This is a genomic window from Mucisphaera sp. (genome assembly GCF_965279675.1).
Lineage (GTDB): Bacteria > Planctomycetota > Phycisphaerae > Phycisphaerales > Phycisphaeraceae > Mucisphaera.
In genome coordinates this window covers 3050859-3069766 of sequence record NZ_CBDIIJ010000002.1, presented here as the reverse complement: position 1 = coordinate 3069766, position 18908 = coordinate 3050859, and the positions used below count along the sequence as shown (strand labels likewise).

The window sequence follows — 18908 nt, the reverse complement described above, 5'->3', positions numbered from 1 at the left end:
ATCAGGGATGGATATCGGCCTGGGTGGGGTTGTCTTCGGACCACTCGTCGGACAGGGTGCCTGTCCAGAGGGGGTCGCGATCGCGTAGGGCTGCCTTGCCGAGGATATGAGAGCCGACGGGCACGGCAACGCAGGCGAAGACCAACGTGACGAAGGCCTTGGTGACGACAGGGAGGGTTCCGATGTGGAACACGGCGGCGATGAGCAGCCCGGCGAGGCCGAGGGTGGCGCATTTCGAGGCGGCGTGGAGCCGGTGGTAGACATCGGGCAGGCGGACGATGCCGATGGCCCCGATGAGCATGAAGGCGATGCCGACAATCAGGAAGAAGATGGTGAGCAGGTCGGCGAGGAGGTTCATTCGTAGATCTCCTTGCCGGGGTTTTCGGTTCGCTGGAGGGCGCGGGCGCCGATGTACTGTCCGAAGGCGACGGTGCTGGCGAAGCCGATGATGGCGACGACCAGGGCGGTGTCGAAGAAGGCGTCGATGCGGGTGAGGATCGCGAGGATGAGGACCAGGCCCACGACTTCGAGGGCGAGGGCGTCGGCGGCGAGCACGCGGTCTGCGAGCTGTGGTCCGGCGAGCAGGCGGTAGAAACAGAGGATGATGCCAGCGACCATGGCGACCAGACCGATCCAGAGCAGGACCATGATGATGGGGTCGAGGAAAGTGATGTGATCGACTGGGGCCACGTGGTTGGTGTGGTCGGCGGTTTTGGCGGCGATGAGCAGGGGGAGGTCGAGGATCATTGGTTAAAGACCTCCTTGAGCAGGCGGTCTCGGAGGGTGTCGATGTCGGCGATGGCTTCTTCACGGTTTTCGGCGTACATGGCGTGGATGTAGAGGCAGCGAGTTTCCTCATCGATGTCGGTGGAGAGCGTGCCGGGTGTGAGGGTGATGGCATTCGCCAGGGTGGTGATTTGTACGTCGGTGAGGTCTTTGACGGGGTAGCGGATGATCCGGGGCTTCATGTGGTGGGTCGTGGTGAGGACTTCGTAGGCGACCTGGAGGTTGGCGATGATGAGGATGCGGATGAAGTAGATGGAGAAGTTGATGAGCCTGGCGATGTAGCGGAGGTAGGACCTGTCGCCGGCGAGTTTGGAAACGAGAGCGGTGATGGCAAAGCCGATGCCCAGGCCGAAGAGCAGGTTCAGGAAGGTCACTGAACCGATGAGCGCCATGTAGAGGGTGGCGAGGAAGAGGTTGAGCAGGAAGAGGCCGATCATGGCTGGCTCCCTTGCTGGGTGATCGTGTCAACGTAGCTGTTCTGGTTGGTGGCTTCGGCGGTGGCGGCGTCCTGCAGTTCCTGCGGGAGCTGCCAGTGGATGGCGTTGAGCTTGCCCTCGCCGAGGACGGCTTCGACGTAAGCGGTAGGGTCGAAGAGCTGGTTACCGGCTGTTTCGGCTGCCTGATAGACGATCTCTGCGCCGAAGCCCATGAACAGGGCGATGGCGACGAGCATGGTGGTGGCGACGTAGCCGGAGCGGTTCTTGGTTTTGACGTTCTGGGGTGTATCGATTTCGGTCTCGGTTTCTGGGCTCCAGAAGGCGTAGCTCCAGATCTTGAGCATGGAGAGGAGCGTCAGGCAACCGGTGAGTAGGGCAAGGATGGCGAGCCACCAGTAGCGGCCGTCGTGAGCGTTCCAGCCGGCGTCGACGAGGAGCATTTTTCCGAAGAAGCCGGAGAGGGGCGGCAGGCCAACAAGGCTCATGGCGGCGATGAAAAACAGGATGGCCAGGGGGATATCGCGTTTGAGCAGGCCGCCGAGTTTGTTGAGGTCGTCGGTGCCGGCGTGTTTTTCCATCAATCCGCAGCAGAGGAAGAGGGCGCTCTTGACGACCATGTTGTGGATGATGTGATACACGGCGCCGGCGAGGGCGGTGCCGGTCATGACGGCGAGGCCGAAGACCATGTAGCCGACCTGGCTGATGACGTGGATGGAGAGCAGACGTCTCATGTAGTGCTGTGAGACGGCGCCCAGCACGGCGAGGAACATCGTGACGCCGGCTGAGGCGGCGAGGAGTGTCATGAGGAGGATGCGGGCATCGGAGCTCTCGACGCCTATGGGCGGGGCCTGGGCGAAGACGAGGGGGAAGGTTCGAGCGATGGCGTAGACGCCGACTTTGGTGAGCAGGCCGCCGAAGAGACCGGCGATGGCGATCGGCACGGTCCAATAGGTGTCGGGGAGCCAGAACCACATGGGGAAGAAGGCGCCCTTGAGCCCGAAGACGAAGAGGAAGAGGACGCCCAAGGCGGTAAAACCGGTGGGCATGTCTTCCCCTGCGGCCTGGGTTTCGGCGACGATTCGGGCCATGTCGGCGAAGTTGAGAGTGCCGAGGAGTCCGTAGGCCATGCCTGCCCCCATGAGGAAGACGGTGGAGGCGAGGATGTTGAGGAGGACGTACTTATAGGCGTGGCGGAGCTGGTTGTCGGATGCCCCGAGGCAGAGCAGGGCGTAGGAAGCCATCAGCATGATTTCGAAAGCGACGAAGAGGTTGAAGAGGTCGCCGGTGAGGAAGCTGAGGTTGACGCCGCAGATCAGGAGTTGGATGAGCGGGTGGAAGTAGCGTCGTTCGATCTTTGGATCGAGCGATGAGAAGCTGTGGATGTAGGCGGCGAGGCTGACTACGGCGGCGACGGTGATCAGCAAGCCGGAGAGGCTGTCAAAGACCAGAGTGATGCCGTAGGGGGCCTTCCATCCGCCGAGTTGGGTGACAGCGACCTTGCCCTCGGGGCCGAGGTTGATGAGGCTGATCAGGCCGATGGTGGTCAGTGAGGCAAAGCTTACGATCCCGAGGATGCGGGCCATCACGGGCTGGTTGAGCAGGAGTACGCTGGCGAGTCCTGCGAAGAGCGGGATCAGGCAGAAGAGGATGATGAGGTTCGAGAGATCGGGCATCAGGTGGTGCTCCCTTCTCTCGATGCGTCCTGGCTACCGGGTGTGTCGTCGGCATTCATGCCGGTGGGGTTATCGTCAAAGTCTTCGAGGTCGAGCGTGTGGGTGACGCGGCCGGTCACGACGATGAGGGCCAGCAGGAAGCCCATGACGCCGAAGCTGATAACAATGGCCGTTAGAATGAGGGCTTGCGGGAGCGGGTCGACCATGGTGGCGAGGGGTTCGGCCGGGTCTTCGCCGTAGCCGAGCAGGGGGGGGAGTTTGAGGGTGGTTTCGCCGTCGTCGCCGGTGATGACGGGGGATCGGCTCATGGCAAGGATAGACAGGTTGGCGGCGTGGCCGGCCAGGAAGACGCCCATCGCGATGCCTTTGAGCTCGCGGCTGAGCAGGAGGTAGATGCTGACGGCGACGGTGACGGCCACGCAGGTCGCGAGGATGAGTGTCATAGCTCCAACTCCTCGGAAAAGCGGCCGATCATGCCGATGCAGATGCCTACGACAACGAGAAAGACGCCGACGTCGAAGAACATGGCTGAGGCGATATGGATCTTGTCACCGAAGGGCAGGTAGATATCGGTGAGGTAGGACTGTAGAAAGGCGTCGCCCACCAGCAGGGGGGCGACGGCGGTGAGGATGGCGATGGCGAGTCCTGCTGAGACTAGGACGCGCGGGTGGCAGGGCAGGAGCTTGTCGAGTTCGTTGGGCCCGCAGGACATGCGGAAGATGGCGAGTGTGGCGGCAGCCATGAGCCCGCCGATGAACCCGCCACCCGGCTCGTTGTGGCCTTTGAAGGCCATATAGAGGGCGAAGACGAGTCCGATGGGAAGGATCAGACGCATGCAGACGCGGAGGATGAGTGAACTCATGTCTGGGCCACCGCCTTCCTGCGGCTTGGCAGCAATGACCAGACACCGATGACGGCGATGGCGAGGACGACGATTTCACCGAGGGTGTCCCATCCGCGGAAGTCAACGAGGATGACATTGACGACGTTGGAGCCGCCGCCGCCTCGTTCGCTGGCGAGGGGTGATTCGGGGTCGCCGTAGTAGCTGTTCTGGGCGAAGACGGTGCCTAGCCAGTTGCTCTGAGGTGTTGGCCGATCGGCGGTGGCGGCAAGGAGCGTCATCCAGCCGAGGGCAAGGCCGACGGCGATGCTGATGGCGATTCGTTTGAAGTAGCCGATGTTGGGCTTCGGCTTGTCGTTAGGAAGAAGTCTGAGAACGACGACGAACAGCAGGACGGAGATGATCTCGAACATCAACTGCGTCAGCGCGAGGTCTGGTGCTCTGTAGATGAGGTAGATGCCGACGACGGAGAACCCGCAGGCTCCGAGAATAAGGATGCGGACGACACGGATCTGTGTGAGGGGGATGCAGATGGCCGATCCGCAGACCAGCAGGCCCATGAGCATGCCGGGCCAGTATTCGGTCCAGTTGGCGAGGTCGGCCAGTGCTGTGGTGGCGACGGTGATCATGTTGCTGTCTGTCCAGACGGCTCCGGCGAACATACCGAGGAACGTGACGAGCACGATGACGACGTACTGCCTGAGGCGGCCTGTCTGCACGATGTTGAAGAGGACGCCGCCGCCCTGGACGCAGGTGCTGTAGGTCAAGGGGTAGATGTTGTCGTGGATATCGACGATGGCCTTGCGGAGGAGCGGCAGGAAGCCGAGGATCACGCCGAAAACGATGGCTGTGATCGAGCCGTACAGAGGCACGCCGGGGTGGGTGAGCAGATAGCTGAGGGATGGGACGCCTTCGGCGAAGGTGGTGTAGAAAGTGAATCGTTCTGCGGGCAGGAAGATGGCGTTCCAGAGGCCCGGGAAGAGCCCGCCTATGTACTGTGGGATGACGAGCAGGAGGCCTGGCAGCCAGATGAGTGCGGCCCAGAGGCTGTGTTCGTGTTCGTGGTGGTGGTGCTCATCATGATCGGGTTTGGCGTAAGCGCCCATGCCGCCGGGCAGGTTGAACAGGGTCGTCACCAGCCGGACAAAGATGGCGACGTTGCAGATGGCGGTGAGGATGGTCATGGCGAACAGGAGCCAGAACCAGGGAGAGATTTTGGTGGCGTGATAGACGGCGTAGAGGAAGGCTTCCTTGGCCTGGAAGCTGACGGTGCCTGGGCCGGCGGCGAGGCCGTATCCGGCGAGCACCATGACCAGGCAGGTGGCGGGGTACTTGTAGTAAGCGCCTGTGAGCCGTGTGATGTCTCGGGAGAGGAGGTGGCCGATGGCACCGGCGGCAATAAAGAGGGGGGCCTTGTAGAAGGCGTGGTTGGCGATCTGGGTGATATCGAGGTCGATGGCGGGCAGAAGGTGTTCAACGCCATCTTTACCGGTGTGCTTGAACATCAGGGCACCCATGCCGTACATGGCCATGAGCAGACCGAGTTGGGAGACCGTGGTGTAGGCGAAGATGCGTTTGAGGTCGTGCTGCTGGATGGCGATGTAGCCGCCGAGCAGCATGGTGACCCCGCCGAAGATGATCAGCAGCCAGGGGAAGCTCTCGATGCCGCCTAGCGTGGGCAGCAAGCGCCCAGCGAGAAAGACGCCGGCTTTCACCATGGTGGCCGAGTGGAGGAAGGCGGAGACGGGTGTGGGTGCGGCCATGGCACCGGGGAGCCAGTAGTGGAAGGGCCACTGGGCTGATTTGGTGGCGGCGCCCAGGAACATCAGGAGGAAGGCACCGATGATCCAGGGGTCGGAGAGGTCGAGCGAGCCGATCTGGGCGGTGAGCTCAGACCAGCGCCAGATATCGGTGGTGGCTCCGAGGAGGACGATGCCGCCGAAGAGTGCCATGCCTCCCATGCCTGTTGTGAAGAAGGCCTGCATGGCGAGTTTGACGGCGTGCTTGTCGTAGCGGTCCCAGCCGATGAGCAGGAACGAGGAGATAGATGTCATCTCCCAGAAGAGCAGCATCTGGAGGGTGTAGTCGGAGACGACGATGCCGAGCATCGCGGTCATGAAGAAGCCGAGTGTGGGGTAGAAGCGTCCAAGGTCTTCGGGGTTCGGGCCGAAGTAGCCGCGGGCGTAGAGAACGATCATCAACCCGATGCCGGAGACGAGCAGTGCGAAGAAGATCGAGAGGCCGTCGGCGTTGAAGGCCAGGTTGATGTTGAGGCTGGGCATCCACTCGATGACCGCGGTGGTGGGGAGTTCGATGTCGTGGAGTGGATGACCTGTTGTGTGGGTGTCGGCGTGATCGGTGTGACCGATGGCCGCGGTGGTGGGAGCGGTGGTGGGAGCGGCCTCGCTCAGGTTCTGTTGGACCTGTTGGTTGGCCATGATGACCAGCGTGAAAGCCAGGATGGGGCCGATGCTGGCGATGAGCACGCGTGGTGTGACGAGTGCCTTGGGCAGCAGGAGCGTGAGCAGACCGGTGATAAGCGGCGCGAGGACGGCGAACAGGAATATCCAGGCTGCATCCATATCTCAGACCGGATGAACACGGTTTGCTCTTTATGGCGAGAACGTCTCGACCGACTATAGGCCCGGCTGTTGTGGGGCCTCCTGCCACTTTTTCATCGGTTGGGGGTTGTTCCTTACTACTGAAATCGTTCATCTGCTGGGTTTGGGGCGGGATTTCTCGGCTATCGGGTCATTGCTAGCCTGTAGGCATGAGCAAGCAGCACGTCTTATGGGCTCCGTGGCGGATCGACTACCTGCGCGAACAGGTTTCCGGTCCTTCGGAAGGGGTTTGTTTCCTGTGCCGGGGGTGTGACGGGGCTTTGTCAGCGGACGAATTAGCCGAGGCGATGGTGATTACGCGGTGGCGCGGGATTGTGGTGATGATGAATCGTTTCCCCTATACGAATGGTCATCTGCTGGTTGCGCCTGGTGATCACGTGGGCACGCTATCGGAGCTGTCGGCGGAGCGTCGGGGTGATCTCATGGAGGCCATCGGTTGGGCTGAGTCGCTGGTGCGTATAGCGGTGGCTGCGCAGGGTGTGAATGTGGGATTTAATCTTGGGCGTTGCGCGGGTGCTGCGGTTCCGGGACATCTGCATGCGCACGTGGTTCCGCGTTGGCATGGGGATGTGAACTTCATGGAGACAGTGGGACGTGCACGTGTGATGCCGCAGGCGTTGGAGGCGGCTTATGCGGACATGCTGCGTGCACAAGAAAAAGCGGGACCGATTGGTCCCGCTTAAGGTTTGCGTTGGATGCGTCGGTGGTCAGGCGGCCATGATCTGGTGCCCGCAGCGGATGCCGATGCTGGCCTTGCCGTCGCCATCGGTTCCCCGGCGGACAATGGTGCCCTTGAGGTCGAAGCCTTTTTCCGGGCCGTGGGGCGGGAAGAAGACAGTGATTTCGTCGCCAAGGCTGATGGTTTCCTGAGACGTCACACCCAGGCCGGTGTCTGACATGTCCTGAAGGTTCATGGCACAGATTTTTCTGCGGCTAACCTGATGGGTTTTTTCGTCGCGTTGGAAGACGAGGGCGGTGACCTGGCCACGCATTCTCCGGCGCAGGCTGCGTCGGCGATCGAAGAGGAAGGAATCGGGTTCGGTGTCTTCTGCGGGTGTGAGGCGAAGTGAATTCTGAGACATGGTGCCTCTCCTTTCGGCTTGCGGCTGAGGCCAGCCTTTTGTGCCCTGTTTCCATCGGGTGGATCGGCGATTGTCCTGCTAAGGTTGATGTGTGGAAGCACAAAGACCGGAAAGTCGTTGGCAGCAGGTCTGTTTGATCGGATCAGGTCCCGGAGATCCGGGTCTGATCACCGTTCGCGGCCTCGAGCGTCTGCGGCAGGCGGATGTGGTGATTTTTGATGCGTTGGCCGACCCGGCACTGCTCAAGGAGGTACGGGCGGATGCTGTGCTGATCGATGCTGGGAAGCGGGCCAGGGCCCATAAGCTGACGCAGGATCAGATCAACGAAACCATCGTCAAACATGCAAAAAATGGTCTTTTTGTGGTTCGATTGAAGGGGGGGGATCCTTATCTTTTTGGACGGGGTGCGGAAGAGGCTTTGTATGCCCAGCGGCATGGTTTGGTGACGGAAATCGTACCGGGTGTGACGAGCGGTCTGGCGGCTCCGGCGGCGGCGGGCATCCCTGTCACGCATCGGGATGTGGCCTCCAGCGTGACGCTGATTACGGGCCATGAGACGCCGGACAAGCCGGCATCACGTCTGGATTACCGGACGCTGGCGGGATTGGCGCGGGATGGCGGGACGCTTTGCTTCTACATGGGGGTGGGTCGGATGCAGGCGATCTTTGATGCGCTGGTCGAGCATGGGCTTGCAGAGGAGACGCCGGCAGCGGTGGTGCAGTGGGGGACGCTGCCGAGGCAGCGGGTGGCACGCGGGACGCTGGCTACCCTGGTGGAGCGTGCAGCGGAGGCTGGTGTTTCTTCGCCTGCGATCATTGTGGTGGGGGGTGTTGCCGGTCTGGACGAGGTGGGGCTGCAGGCGTGGTCGATGCGGCCATTGTTCGGCCAGCGGGTGCTGGTGACGCGGACGCGGGCTCAGGCTTCCGATCTGGCCAATCGGCTCGCGGCGTTGGGGGCTGATGTGGTGGAGGCATCGACAATACGGATTGTGCCCGCTGCGGATGTGGGGCAGTTGGACGCCCATATACGGGATCTCCCGTCCTACGACTGGCTTTGCCTGACCAGTGCCAATGCGGTTGACAGCCTGGCCGAGGCGGTTGATCGCTGCGAATTGGATGCTCGATGGTTTGCGGGTTTGCGGGTGGCGGTGATCGGCCGGAGTACAGCGGGGCGGTTGCGCGAGGTGCTTGGGCTTCGGGCCGATCTCCTGCCTGACGAGCATCATGGCGGGGCCCTGGCTGAAGCCATGGTCTCGGCTTCTGGTGCTTCGCCGGGTCGGGCTGTGCTTTGGCGTGCCGATCTCGGTGGGGCTGAACTGCCGTCGCTGCTGTCGTCGGCTGGCTGGCAGGTTGACGATCTGGAGGCTTACCGCACGGAGAGTGTGTCGTCTTTGGATGAAGACGTGGTGGCAGGGATCAGGCAGGGCGCTTTCGACTGGGTGACGCTAACGAGTTCATCAACAGCCAGGAATCTGGTGTCGTTGCTTGGCGAAGATGCGGATTATCTTGAGGGTATCAAGCGGGCCTCGATCGGGCCCTTGACGAGCCGTACTCTGGACGAGTTGGGATATCCGGCGACGGTTGAGGCCCAGGAAGCTTCGATTTCGTCTGTGGTTGAGGCTATGGCGGGGTATCGATTGTCGGGGGATTCGGCTGGCTGATGCTTGCTGATTGAATCGGCAAGGGGTAGGCTTTGGGACGTTGTAAGCTGTTTATGAGCTTCTCATCTTTGCAGGAATGACTGTCATGCTTGATACCTATCAGCGTCTGAAGGAATTGATTGAGTCGATCGAAGACGATGTTCGTAAGGCGGCGGGAGGCAACAAGGCGGCGGGTACCCGTGTGCGTAAGAGTCTCCAGGACGTTAAGAACACGGCTCAGGATCTTCGCAAAGAGGTTCTCGAGAATCGCACTTCCGAAGACTAGGCACACTACTTTATGGCCCCAACTCTGCTGTTCGATGTGCCAGATCTCCAGCCGGCGACTTTGCCATTAGATGCTGAGAAGATCGAGTCGATTAATCCGCATCGTGGTGTCATGCGACTTCTGGACCGTGTGGTTTACCACACGCCGGAACTTGATCGCATGGTTGCTATTAAAGAGGTGTGTGACGATGAGTTTTGGGTTCCGGGACATATTCCCGGCAAGCCGATCTTCCCCGGCGTTCTGATGATCGAGGCTGCGGCACAGCTGTGTAGTCTGCTTTATCTGATGCGGACGCCCGGCGTTGAATTTCTTGGGTTCGTGGGGGCAGACGGTTTCCGCTTCCGTGGTCAGGTGGTGCCGGGTGACCAGCTCGTCATTATGGCGCTTGAGGTGGAGTTTCGTAAGCGTCGTTCGATTTGTGATGTTCAGGGTCTTGTGGGTGGCAATATTGTTTTTGAGGGGCGTGTGACGGGGATGCCGCTTTAGGTATCGCGATTCCTTGCCTACTTTCGGTGTGGTTGGCTCTTAGGGTGAATGCTGTTTTGCTGTTTGCATGGGCTTGTGATATGAATACTCAGTTGATATCGCCTAGCATCACGTCGCTGGTGAAAGTAATTTCCCATTAACATTGTTGGTTTCGAAATCAGGAGTCTTGTTATGTCTAAAGCGTCTGCCGCAGTTGCCGAAATCCAGCGGATGATCAAGACGCTCGAAGCCGAGCGTGGGAAGCATGTCGCGGCCATCGAGGAGATCGATGCGACGTTTGCTTCGCTTGGTCTCGGTGCACCCTCCGCGCCTAAGAAGCGTGGACGCCCCGCGAAGAAGGCAGGTGCCAAGCGTGGTCGTCCTGCGGGTCGGCGTAAGCGTGGTAGCTTCAAGGTAACGGGTGAGGAATCGATCCTGCTGTTTGTTCAGAAGTCCTCGAGTCCGCCCAACGCGGCTGATATCAACAAGCACTGGCAGAAAGAGGGTCGCGGTGGGAAGGCTGATAATACCATCAGCCGGCTGGTAAAAGAGAAGCGTCTGGAGCGTGTCAAGAAGGATGGCGAGCGAGGCGCTCGCTACAAGTTCAAGAAGTGATTCCGTAGTGATCAATGTCGATCACACTTAGTGGTACGCAAGCCCCCTGGACGATGCCGATTGGCTTCGTTGTACGGGGGCTTTTTTTGATATCTTCCGAAAGCAGGTTGATTCTTTTTGGAGACCATCATGGCAGCGACTCAGAAGCGTCCGTCGGGTCCGATCGGTGTGGCACTGATCGGTTCGAAGTTCATGGGCAAAGCTCATTCGAATGCTTATCTGAATGTGGCGAAGTTCTTCGATCTGGCCAGGCCGCCGCGGATGGTTGTGGCTGCTGCTCGTGATGGCAAGGACCTGCGGAAGTTTGCGAAGCGTTGGGGTTGGGAGCGAGCGACCACCGACTGGCACGAGGCGATTGTCGACCCTGAGGTGGAGCTGGTGGACGTGAGCACGCCCAATCATCTGCATGCCGATCAGGCGATTGAGGCTCTCGAGGCCGGCAAGCACGTGGCCTGTGAGAAGCCTCTGGCTGGGACGCTTGATGATGCGCGGGCGATGGTTGAGGCGGCGAAGGCCCATCGGAAGTCGCAGACGTTTGTGTGGTTCAACTACCGTCGTGTGCCTGCTCTGGCTTTCGCGCACGAGTTGGTCCGGCAGGGACGCTTGGGTCAGATTTATCACGTTCGCTGTGTCTATAAGCAGGACTGGGGCGGGCCATCGACACCTCTGCTCTGGCGTTTTCGCGGCAAGGATGCGGGCTCAGGAGCGCTGGGTGATCTCGGTGCTCACATCATCGATGCGGCTCGGTTTGTGACCGGGGACGAGATCACGGAGGTGACGGGGGCGATTCTGGAGACCTTCATCAAAGAGCGTGCGATAGTGGATGAAGTGGCTGGCTCGGCGGCGTCGTTGAAGGGCGGGCAGAAGCGCCGTCGTCGTCCCAAGATGGGCAAGAGCACGGTGGATGATGCGGCTCTATTCACGGCAAGGTTCAAGCAGGGGGCCATCGCGACCTTCGAGGCCACCAGGCTCTCGACCGGCGACAAGAATGGGAACCGTATTGAGGTGCACGGCGAGCATGGGGCGTTTCGATTCGGTTTTGATCGCATGAATCAGATCGAGTGGTACGACAACACCCTTGAGTCGAAGCTGCAGGGATGGAGCACGATCGATGTGACCGATGGGGATGCGGGGCATCCTTATGTCGGCAACTGGTGGCCGGTGGGGCATGGGCTCGGGTATGAGCATGGCTTTGTCAATCAGTTGGCTGATATCTGCAAGTCGGTCGCTGGGCGTAATAGGGTGGCGGCGCCGATTCCGGATTTCAAGGATGCCTACCAGACTCAGCGGGTGATGGAGGCGGCGGTTCTGTCAGCCAAACACCGGGCGGCGGTGCGTCTGAGCGAGGTTAAGTAAGGGCGTTTTTGTCGCTTCTGCTGTCTCTTGCAGGTGATTTGGGTAGGTCTGGCCTGGTTGTTGGCATGTGCATCGATTCGAGTTGACACCGTGGCGGAATCGGCTACATTCCTCCTTCTCGACACGGTTCACGCCGTGCTCGGGGGTGTAGCTCAATTGGTTAGAGCATCGGACTGTCGATCCGAAGGTTGCGGGTTCGAGTCCCGTCACCCTCGCTTAAGTATCTGTAAGTACTGAGCTTAGACAATGCAAGAGCATCGGACCACAAGTCCGGTGCTCTTCTTTGTTTGTGGTGTTCTTGGGGGTGGCAGGGCGGTTTCGCAGGAGTTTGGCCTGCTCTGATACTGACTAATATGCTGACTGCGGTCCGGAGGTCGAGTGACTGGTCGGGCCCGTCCGTTTGATTCGGCTTGTGACAGATCACTCTGGTCCAGCGTCTTCTACGGCTAAACGCTGGGTTGACGCTTCATGAGGCACCTTGATAAGCATGGGAGTGCTCCGTAGCGAAGTCTAGGACCGAGCGTACTGTCGAGCGTGTGCCACCTACTCATGCTGCTCTTACGCCAGTCGCCGTTGAAGTAGCAAAGCACTCATACATAGAAGAGCTGCAGACGCCGGTTCAGGCACAGCGTTCCCGTCGAATCCGAAGCTGGAGGCGAGGGCTGAGAGGTCGATGAGGTCGACGGTTCCGTCCGCGTTGAAGTCGCCCTGGCTGTTAGTCAGGACGGACTGGCCGAAGTTCGAGGCCAGCGTTGAGAGGTCGACGAGGTCGACGATCCGGTCGAGGTTGGCGTCGCCTGGCTGCGAGCCGAAGAGGCCGGTCACCCACTCGAGTGCATCGTCGCTATCGATCAGCCCGTCGCTGGTGAGGTCCAGGCCCGTGTCAGCGTCGCGGATCGCGGTGTAGAGCAGGTCGAGATCGACCGCGTCGAGGGTGCCTGAACCGTCGAAGTCGCCGAGTATCGTTGGGGTACTGTTGAGCCTGATGAAACCACCACCAAAAGCAATCTGCTGTACTCCCGCAGGGAATAATGACGCGAGTTCTGTAAGAAGGCCATTGATCTTGGCGTAGGCACTGATCCCGCTCAATTCCAGAACTGAGCCACCCTGAAGCATAAGACCCTCACCGCCGTTGAGGCCGTACAGATACAGGGAATCGATGGACTGGGGGTCTGCATCATTGTCGAACGCATCACGCAGGCGGAGCGTGGTCGGTAGACCTTCGCTGTTACCAAGTACTTCAAGTCTCCCGATGCCAAATGTCTGTCCGTCCACGACCTGAACGCCAAGACTTTGACCGGCAACCTCAAGATAAGACACATCGCCCGTACTAAACTCCAGAACACCATCTTGAAGATTGATGCTGTCGTCGACGGTTAGAACGTGATTAAACTCGAGTGCGTAACCCGACTGACTGGTATCGGCTTGGTCGTTGATTCGCAATCGTCCACCACCAAGCAGGCTTAGTTTCTGCCCGGTGCTGTTGATCGGTACGTCCTGCTCGTCGAGCAGCCGTTCTTTGAGGAACATCCCCGGGATCGTGATCACGGACCCCGCTCCCTGCGAAAGCAGGAACACGTTACTTTCGGTGACGATTCGACCGAGCCGGACCTCGCCGCCCTGGGCGGTGACGTTGAGCGGGGCGGGGTCGTTGAAGCTGGACCGCAGGGAGATGTCGACACTCGTGAGTTCAGACAGGTCTACCAGCCCCCCACTTGAGGCCCGGACCTCCGCACTGCCCCCGCTGCCCAGGAGGCCGGTGCTGCCGAGGATCATGGTCATGGACTGGAGGCTGGTGAGGTCGAGCACGCTGCCGACCCCCTCGGCGATGAACTGCGGGCTACGGTCGGCGTCGGGAGCGCTACTCTCGGCATCGGCGAAGTAGGAACTGATCCCGTTGGGGATCTCAAGCGAGCCGCCGTCGCGTGCGAAGAACGACGCGCCGGAGATGTCCTGCAGGGCAGACAGCTCAAGCACACCGGTGCCGAATACTTCGAAATCGACGTTGAGCGTGGTGGTCAGGCTGTTGGCCCGGGTCGTCGAGCCGTTCTGAGCTGCGAAGCCGCCGCCGGTGAGACTGGTCAGCGACGGCACCTCGAAAAGCACGCCGTCGCGGGCCTGGAACACGGTGCCGTTGGCCTGGGTCAGCGCGGACAGGTCGAAGCCGCTCGAGCCGATGTCGAAGATCACGTTGCGGAACACGCCCTCGTTGTTCACCGAGATCGTCTGCAGCTTGGGCATCAGCAGGGAGGAACCCGCCGTCGTCTTGAACGTCAGCTGCGAGGGCTCGAAGCTGGAGAAGTCCGACATGCTGATGGTCAGCAGTTCGGGCATGTCGATCGTCCCACCGTCCAGAGCCTCGACATCGACGTATGACGGGCCACCGAACGCCCCACCGGAGCCCAGCGAGGCCGAGAAGCTGGTCAGGTTCGGGAACTCCAGGACCGATGCCACCCCTCTTGATTCGAAAGGCTTCTGCCGGCCAACACCCCCGCTGAAGACGCTGTCCGCGCCGTCTATGGCGTAACTGTCGATACCCAACATCACCTGCGAGCCCCCCGAGACCTTGGCCCCGGCCTCGTCGAACACGCTAAGGCTGGTCAGGTCGAGTGCCGAGCCGTCACGGACATCGAAGGTCGCACGCTGCACGGTGTCCAGCTGCGGGAAGGTCATGGTCCCGCCGTCAATCACGAACTGCAGGTTCTCGGCCTGGCGGTTGGCGGTCGCCGAGGTTAGGCTGTCGAAGCGGATGGTGCCCCCGCTGGCCGCCGTGAAACGCACCACCCCCGGACCAAAGGCGGGGGAAGCGTCCGTGACGGCGATGGTCGCTGTGTCGGACAGGTCGGCCACGCCACCATTACGGGCCTCGATATAGGCAAAACCCGCCCCGCCGGTCGACAAGTTGCCACCACCGACCCGAGGCCGTACCTCTGTCACGTTGGACAGGTCGATCAGGGCGCTCGCTCCATCGGCCAGCAGGACCGTGTCTTCCCGTTGCAGGTCAAATGAGTTACGGGATGTATCAACGATGAAGTTCCAACTGCCGACCTGTGGGAAGGCCAGCGTCGCGTCCTCAGCGATCAGGTTCACCCACGTGAGGTCCGACAGGCTGGGCGTGCGGACCTCACCGCCATTGGTGGACCGGATCTGCAACCGGCCGTTGGTGAAGGTCGAGTTGGCCGAGGTGACCAAGGGCAGGTTCAGCACTGCCCCCGCCGCCGCCTCCAGCGTCGCGAGGTTGCTGAGGTTCAGCGTGCTGATACCGCTGAGAGTGAGGAAACTACCCGCCCCTTGGGACCGCAGGACGACGCCACCAGGATCACCGGTGATCGAGGCGATGTTACTGAGGTTGAGGAGCTGGCCGCCGTGGTAGTCCAGCGTGGTATTCGTCAGCCCCGACAGTCCGGACAGGTCGATCGAAGACCCAGTGCCAATCAGCAGGTCGGCTCCGCTGATGGTGGTAGCTGCCCCAAGGTCGATCGTGGAGTTGAGGGTAGCACTGATGGGTAGGCGTGCGTTCGTGGAGCTGACTGTCGTCACACTGCCCAGATCGATCGATGAGTTATCCGAGGCGATGATCCCCAGCTGTGAACTCGACTCGTTTGTTGAGTACGTTGGCAGATTGCTCAGATTAATCGTCGATCCGTTGACAGCAGAGTACGTAATAGGTGAAATCGTCGCGCCGATTGATGTGACGTTGGACAGGTTGAGCGTCGAACCGTCCGCTAACTCGACATCGTAAAGCTCCGGAGCCGAGGTGACCGCGGGCAGCTCAAACGTCGTCCCTTCGCCGGATAGCGTCAGGAATTTGAGATTCGCAATGTCTGTGACGAGCGGATAAGAGTTCACGAGCCCGTTGCGAACGATCAACTCACGGGCTTGGATCGATACCAGATCGGGCGTGTGAAGGCGTGAACCATCTGTTCCAATGGTGACCACACTCAGGCTGCTGGGCAAAGTGGTCAACTGGTCAAGCAGTAACTGCCCGCCGGTGTCAACCGTGAAAGACCTGCCGATCTGGGTCAGGTCGGTCACTAGCGGCATCTGAAGCACAGCGCCGTCGGTGACGAGCACGTCCGCATCGATCTGTGTCAGAGCAGGCAGATTGACGACGGTTCCCACGCCCGCAACGTGGAGATCACTACGCACACTGCTGGAGTTCGAGGTGCTCGTAGATTCAATGCGGGCCAGGGCCGGTAGGTCGGTCAACCTGCCATTGCTAAAGGTCAGATCGAAGTTGCGGGTGGCCTGGAGCTGTGGCGCGTAGAACTCACTGCCTGCGAGGACATCCAGTTTCGCCCGTGGACCGCGACGGAAGGTTGTCTGGAAAGCGGTGAGGTCAAGAAGCTGACCTAGTTCAAGGCGTCCCCCGTCATCAACAATGATGCGTGGGGCCGTTGCATTACGATAGTCCTGGAAGGCCATGGACTTCAGATTCGGGAGCGAGACTATGCTGCCCGAACCTGTTGCCTCCAAGAACAAGCCGCTTGGGCGTATGTTGACCCGCTCGATACCCAACTCGATCCGACCGCCATCGAGGGCACGCAGCACCGCTCCCGAGGTCATCCCACTGTTGATGCTGGTGCCTTCCAGTTCACTGCCCGGCCCGCTTACGGTGACCGCTCGAGCGATTCGTACCGAACCCTCAACTGTGAGGCTGGAACCGTTCTCCACCGTGAACGGTTGGTTGCTGCCGAAACTGAAGGCGAATCCGGTGTCGGACATGTCCAGTTCACCGACCCGTAACACCTCGCCCGTATTGAAACGGACCGCCCCACCCCCACTCAGTTTGACGCGAAACTGCTCGGCGGACGTGTTGTTCGGGATCTGGCCGATGTTCCACTGAGAAATATCCGTGAAGTTGTCTTCAGGCCCGAAGACATCGGTGCTGATCACAGCGAACGTTAAAGGGTCAGGCCTTGTCAGCTCAGCGATCCCGCCCAGGCGGATGGTCTCGATCTCCTGCGGGGTCAGGGCGTCGTCATAGATGAAAACATTGTCGATGAGGCCGTCGAAGACCTGGCCGAAGTTGGGGTTGCGGCCAATGAGTGTGCTAAACGGATCGCCGGGGCCGACGAACGAACCATTCGCGAAAGCGGACTGATCATCGAGGTAGAACGTGGTCTGACCAAGGACATTGTCATAAACGGCCGCGACAAAGACCCAGTCATTTCCGGGAGGTGCGGTTAGGCTGCCGACCAGTGGGGCTCCGTTGCCCCCAAAGGCGGAGTACTGACCACCACCCGAACCCGGGTCCACGACGATGGAGCGGTCAAAGGAGCCGTCGTCATGTGAGATGATCGTACCTCTCTGACTGGTGCTGGCGGCCTTCACCCAAGCGCCCATGGTCAGGCGCGGGTAAAGGTTGGGGTCGAGGTTGTTGAAGATCCTGGCGGCATCGTTCGGGCCGCTATTGCCGTTGAGTTGCAGGGCCTGCCCCTCAAAGCCGCTAGCGCTGTAGCCGGCGCTGCCTGCCAAGAAGCCGTCCGGCTCCGAGCCCGAGGCATCCGATACGTCCCCCTCGAACGCATAGACCCCGATCGCGCGAGGCGGGGGCGCCAGCGTGATCGACACGCCATAGTCACCATCCGGATCGACGTTGTCGGCAAAGCCCGAGTCGTTGGGGGTCAAGAACAGGTGTGTCGCCCCAGCGGGCACGACCACACGGTTGGCGGTCACCAAGAAGTCCCGGCCGATGTCGGTCATGCCGTTATCGGAGAAGGATCTGAACGAGTTGAATGGCGGGAAGGTCTGCTCCGACGGCTGCACCGCGGTCACCCGGAACTGGTTCTCCGGCGGGCCCAGGTCCGGCGAGCTGGCGAAGACGGCCCCGAGTGCTGTCTGATCGTCGTCAAAGCTGGCTCCGAGGGCGTAATCACCGAGCTGGCCTAACTCAATCCGGTCGCCGGGCTCAATGCCAAGCCCCGCTAGGCTGACGGGGATCGCGTCGGGCGTGTTGAGGTCGAACCCGGCCCGTCTCAGGTACGTCCGCGTGGGGTCCAGGCTGATCTGCTTGGAGCTGGCGTAGGTCAGCGGGACCGTGACGGTGAAGAACTGATCGCCGTCGATGCTGCTGAAGTCGATCCCGGAAGAGTCGCCAATGCTGTTTCCGTTGCCGTCGCCCCCGAGGTTGCCGCCTGGGGTGCCCAAGCCGCCGAGGAACTGGTTGGACCAAAAGTTGTATGTCAGGTTGCTGATGCCGGCAAAGACGCGGATATCCTGTCCGGGCTGGGGATTCCCGATGTCCGCGAGAGGGATGGCGAGTTCAACACCGGTGGTAACCGCTGCCGCTTCGGTCTGGTCGGCGATACCGCTGCCGGCCAGCACTCCGGCCGTATTGTTGTTGTTGATGGCAATCGGCATATCGACCGTCAAGGCCGCCCCCGAGGAGTTCCTGCTGAGGCTTCCCGCCGTGATGGTGCCTGTACCCGCGAGACTCGTGACGGGTGTCGCGACACCCCGCGACCCCGGGATCATCGAATTGGTCCCGCCCTGCCGGTCATAGAAGTCGACTATGAACGGTCCGTTTGGGTTGCCCCAGTACCCCACGACGTGATAGTCGGCACTGAAGCCGGTATCGAAGGTCAAGCCATTGAGGTAAGAGCTGATCCATGTTGTGCCGTCTAAGCTGTCGTAGTCGGGCGTGGCGGAGAGGGTGTTCTCACCGCCGGGCTTCGAGTCGATGAAGACCGACAGCCCGTTAAAGTTGGGCTCGAGGTTGCCGGTCAGCATCAGATTGAGGTAGGTGTCGTCGAACGAGACGTACGCCGCGTTCAACTCGCTGCCGTTCAGCACGCCCGGAGGGTTGGCGTCGCCGAAGCCCGTCTGCGTCGTTTGCACCGCGACCGGTGCGCCGTATCCGGTGTCTACGACGCCGTCGATGGCGATCTCGCCGCTGGCCCACGTGTCCGTAACACTGGATGCAACTACAAAAACGAATAGCCCCGCAACGCTAGGCGACTTTGGTATCTTTCGCTGCAGCATCTTGTCGTCCTAATGACTGACATTTCCCTTAAGAGCAGCACCAAACCGCTCCCGAGCCTCGTTTAACCTTTACAACGTAATCCACCTCCCCGTTCGTGTTCAACAATTTTCAACGGACTTCGA

General features: G+C 60.7%; 15 protein-coding genes and 1 tRNA gene. 7 read left to right on the top strand and 9 right to left on the bottom strand.

Annotation, left to right across the window (positions count from 1 at the left end; translation table 11 throughout):
• Position 1: 1 nt before the first annotated feature.
• Genes mnhG through mbhE form a run of 7 tightly spaced genes read right to left on the bottom strand, consistent with a single transcriptional unit; the run spans position 2 to position 6319 of the window.
• Complete coding sequence (gene mnhG / locus ACQZAB_RS13190; protein WP_428389981.1) at positions 2 to 358, bottom strand: monovalent cation/H(+) antiporter subunit G; 357 nt, start codon at positions 356 to 358, stop codon at positions 2 to 4.
• A complete protein-coding gene (locus ACQZAB_RS13185) occupies positions 355 to 747 on the bottom strand; it encodes a monovalent cation/H+ antiporter complex subunit F (RefSeq protein ID WP_428389980.1) in 393 nt (130 codons plus the stop codon). Before ACQZAB_RS13185 ends, mnhG begins: the two co-directional genes overlap by 4 nt.
• Positions 744 to 1223: a Na+/H+ antiporter subunit E gene (locus tag ACQZAB_RS13180; protein ID WP_428389979.1), complete on the bottom strand. Its 480-nt coding sequence runs from the start codon at positions 1221 to 1223 to the stop codon at positions 744 to 746. The genes ACQZAB_RS13185 and ACQZAB_RS13180 overlap by 4 nt, the downstream gene beginning before the upstream one ends.
• The gene (locus ACQZAB_RS13175; RefSeq protein ID WP_428389978.1) at positions 1220 to 2896 is read right to left on the bottom strand and encodes a proton-conducting transporter membrane subunit; all 1677 of its coding nucleotides are present in this window, start codon (positions 2894 to 2896) and stop codon (positions 1220 to 1222) included. Before ACQZAB_RS13175 ends, ACQZAB_RS13180 begins: the two co-directional genes overlap by 4 nt.
• A complete protein-coding gene (locus ACQZAB_RS13170; RefSeq protein ID WP_428389977.1) occupies positions 2896 to 3339 on the bottom strand; it encodes a sodium:proton antiporter in 444 nt (147 codons plus the stop codon). Before ACQZAB_RS13170 ends, ACQZAB_RS13175 begins: the two co-directional genes overlap by 1 nt.
• Complete coding sequence (locus ACQZAB_RS13165; protein ID WP_428389976.1) at positions 3336 to 3758, bottom strand: MnhB domain-containing protein; 423 nt, start codon at positions 3756 to 3758, stop codon at positions 3336 to 3338. Before ACQZAB_RS13165 ends, ACQZAB_RS13170 begins: the two co-directional genes overlap by 4 nt.
• Positions 3755 to 6319, bottom strand: coding sequence for a hydrogen gas-evolving membrane-bound hydrogenase subunit E (gene mbhE, locus ACQZAB_RS13160; RefSeq protein WP_428389975.1), 2565 nt, complete (start codon positions 6317 to 6319; stop codon positions 3755 to 3757). The genes ACQZAB_RS13165 and mbhE overlap by 4 nt, the downstream gene beginning before the upstream one ends.
• 188 nt (positions 6320 to 6507) lie before the next feature.
• Between mbhE and ACQZAB_RS13155 the strand changes: the two genes are divergently transcribed.
• The gene (locus tag ACQZAB_RS13155; RefSeq protein WP_428389974.1) at positions 6508 to 7041 is read left to right on the top strand and encodes an HIT family protein; all 534 of its coding nucleotides are present in this window, start codon (positions 6508 to 6510) and stop codon (positions 7039 to 7041) included.
• 24 nt (positions 7042 to 7065) lie between these two features.
• Here ACQZAB_RS13155 and ACQZAB_RS13150 read toward each other — a convergent pair whose 3' ends face one another.
• Positions 7066 to 7440 (bottom strand): PilZ domain-containing protein, encoded by a 375-nt coding sequence (locus ACQZAB_RS13150; RefSeq protein WP_428389973.1) that lies wholly within the window; start codon positions 7438 to 7440, stop codon positions 7066 to 7068.
• Between the two features lie 133 nt (positions 7441 to 7573).
• Here ACQZAB_RS13150 and cobA point away from each other — a divergent pair, with 133 nt between their 5' ends.
• The 6 genes from cobA (at position 7574) to ACQZAB_RS13120 (ending at position 12016) form a co-directional block, all read left to right on the top strand.
• The gene (gene cobA / locus ACQZAB_RS13145) at positions 7574 to 9100 is read left to right on the top strand and encodes a uroporphyrinogen-III C-methyltransferase (protein WP_428389972.1); all 1527 of its coding nucleotides are present in this window, start codon (positions 7574 to 7576) and stop codon (positions 9098 to 9100) included.
• A gap of 85 nt (positions 9101 to 9185) precedes the next feature.
• Positions 9186 to 9365: a histone H1 gene (locus tag ACQZAB_RS13140; protein WP_428389971.1), complete on the top strand. Its 180-nt coding sequence runs from the start codon at positions 9186 to 9188 to the stop codon at positions 9363 to 9365.
• A gap of 12 nt (positions 9366 to 9377) precedes the next feature.
• Positions 9378 to 9851 carry a 3-hydroxyacyl-ACP dehydratase FabZ family protein gene (locus tag ACQZAB_RS13135; RefSeq protein WP_428389970.1) on the top strand — a complete coding sequence of 158 codons (474 nt, stop codon included), beginning with the start codon at positions 9378 to 9380 and terminating at the stop codon, positions 9849 to 9851.
• A gap of 171 nt (positions 9852 to 10022) precedes the next feature.
• Positions 10023 to 10445 carry a hypothetical protein gene (locus ACQZAB_RS13130; RefSeq protein ID WP_428389969.1) on the top strand — a complete coding sequence of 141 codons (423 nt, stop codon included), beginning with the start codon at positions 10023 to 10025 and terminating at the stop codon, positions 10443 to 10445.
• A 129-nt stretch (positions 10446 to 10574) separates the two neighbouring features.
• Positions 10575 to 11801, top strand: a complete 1227-nt coding sequence (locus tag ACQZAB_RS13125) for a Gfo/Idh/MocA family protein (RefSeq protein WP_428389968.1) — start codon at positions 10575 to 10577, stop codon at positions 11799 to 11801.
• 141 nt (positions 11802 to 11942) lie between these two features.
• Positions 11943 to 12016, top strand: a tRNA-Asp gene (locus tag ACQZAB_RS13120).
• Between the two features lie 343 nt (positions 12017 to 12359).
• On the opposite strand, the gene ACQZAB_RS13115 is transcribed toward ACQZAB_RS13120, so the two are convergent.
• Positions 12360 to 18785: a LamG-like jellyroll fold domain-containing protein gene (locus ACQZAB_RS13115; protein WP_428389967.1), complete on the bottom strand. Its 6426-nt coding sequence runs from the start codon at positions 18783 to 18785 to the stop codon at positions 12360 to 12362.
• Positions 18786 to 18908 lie beyond the last annotated feature (123 nt).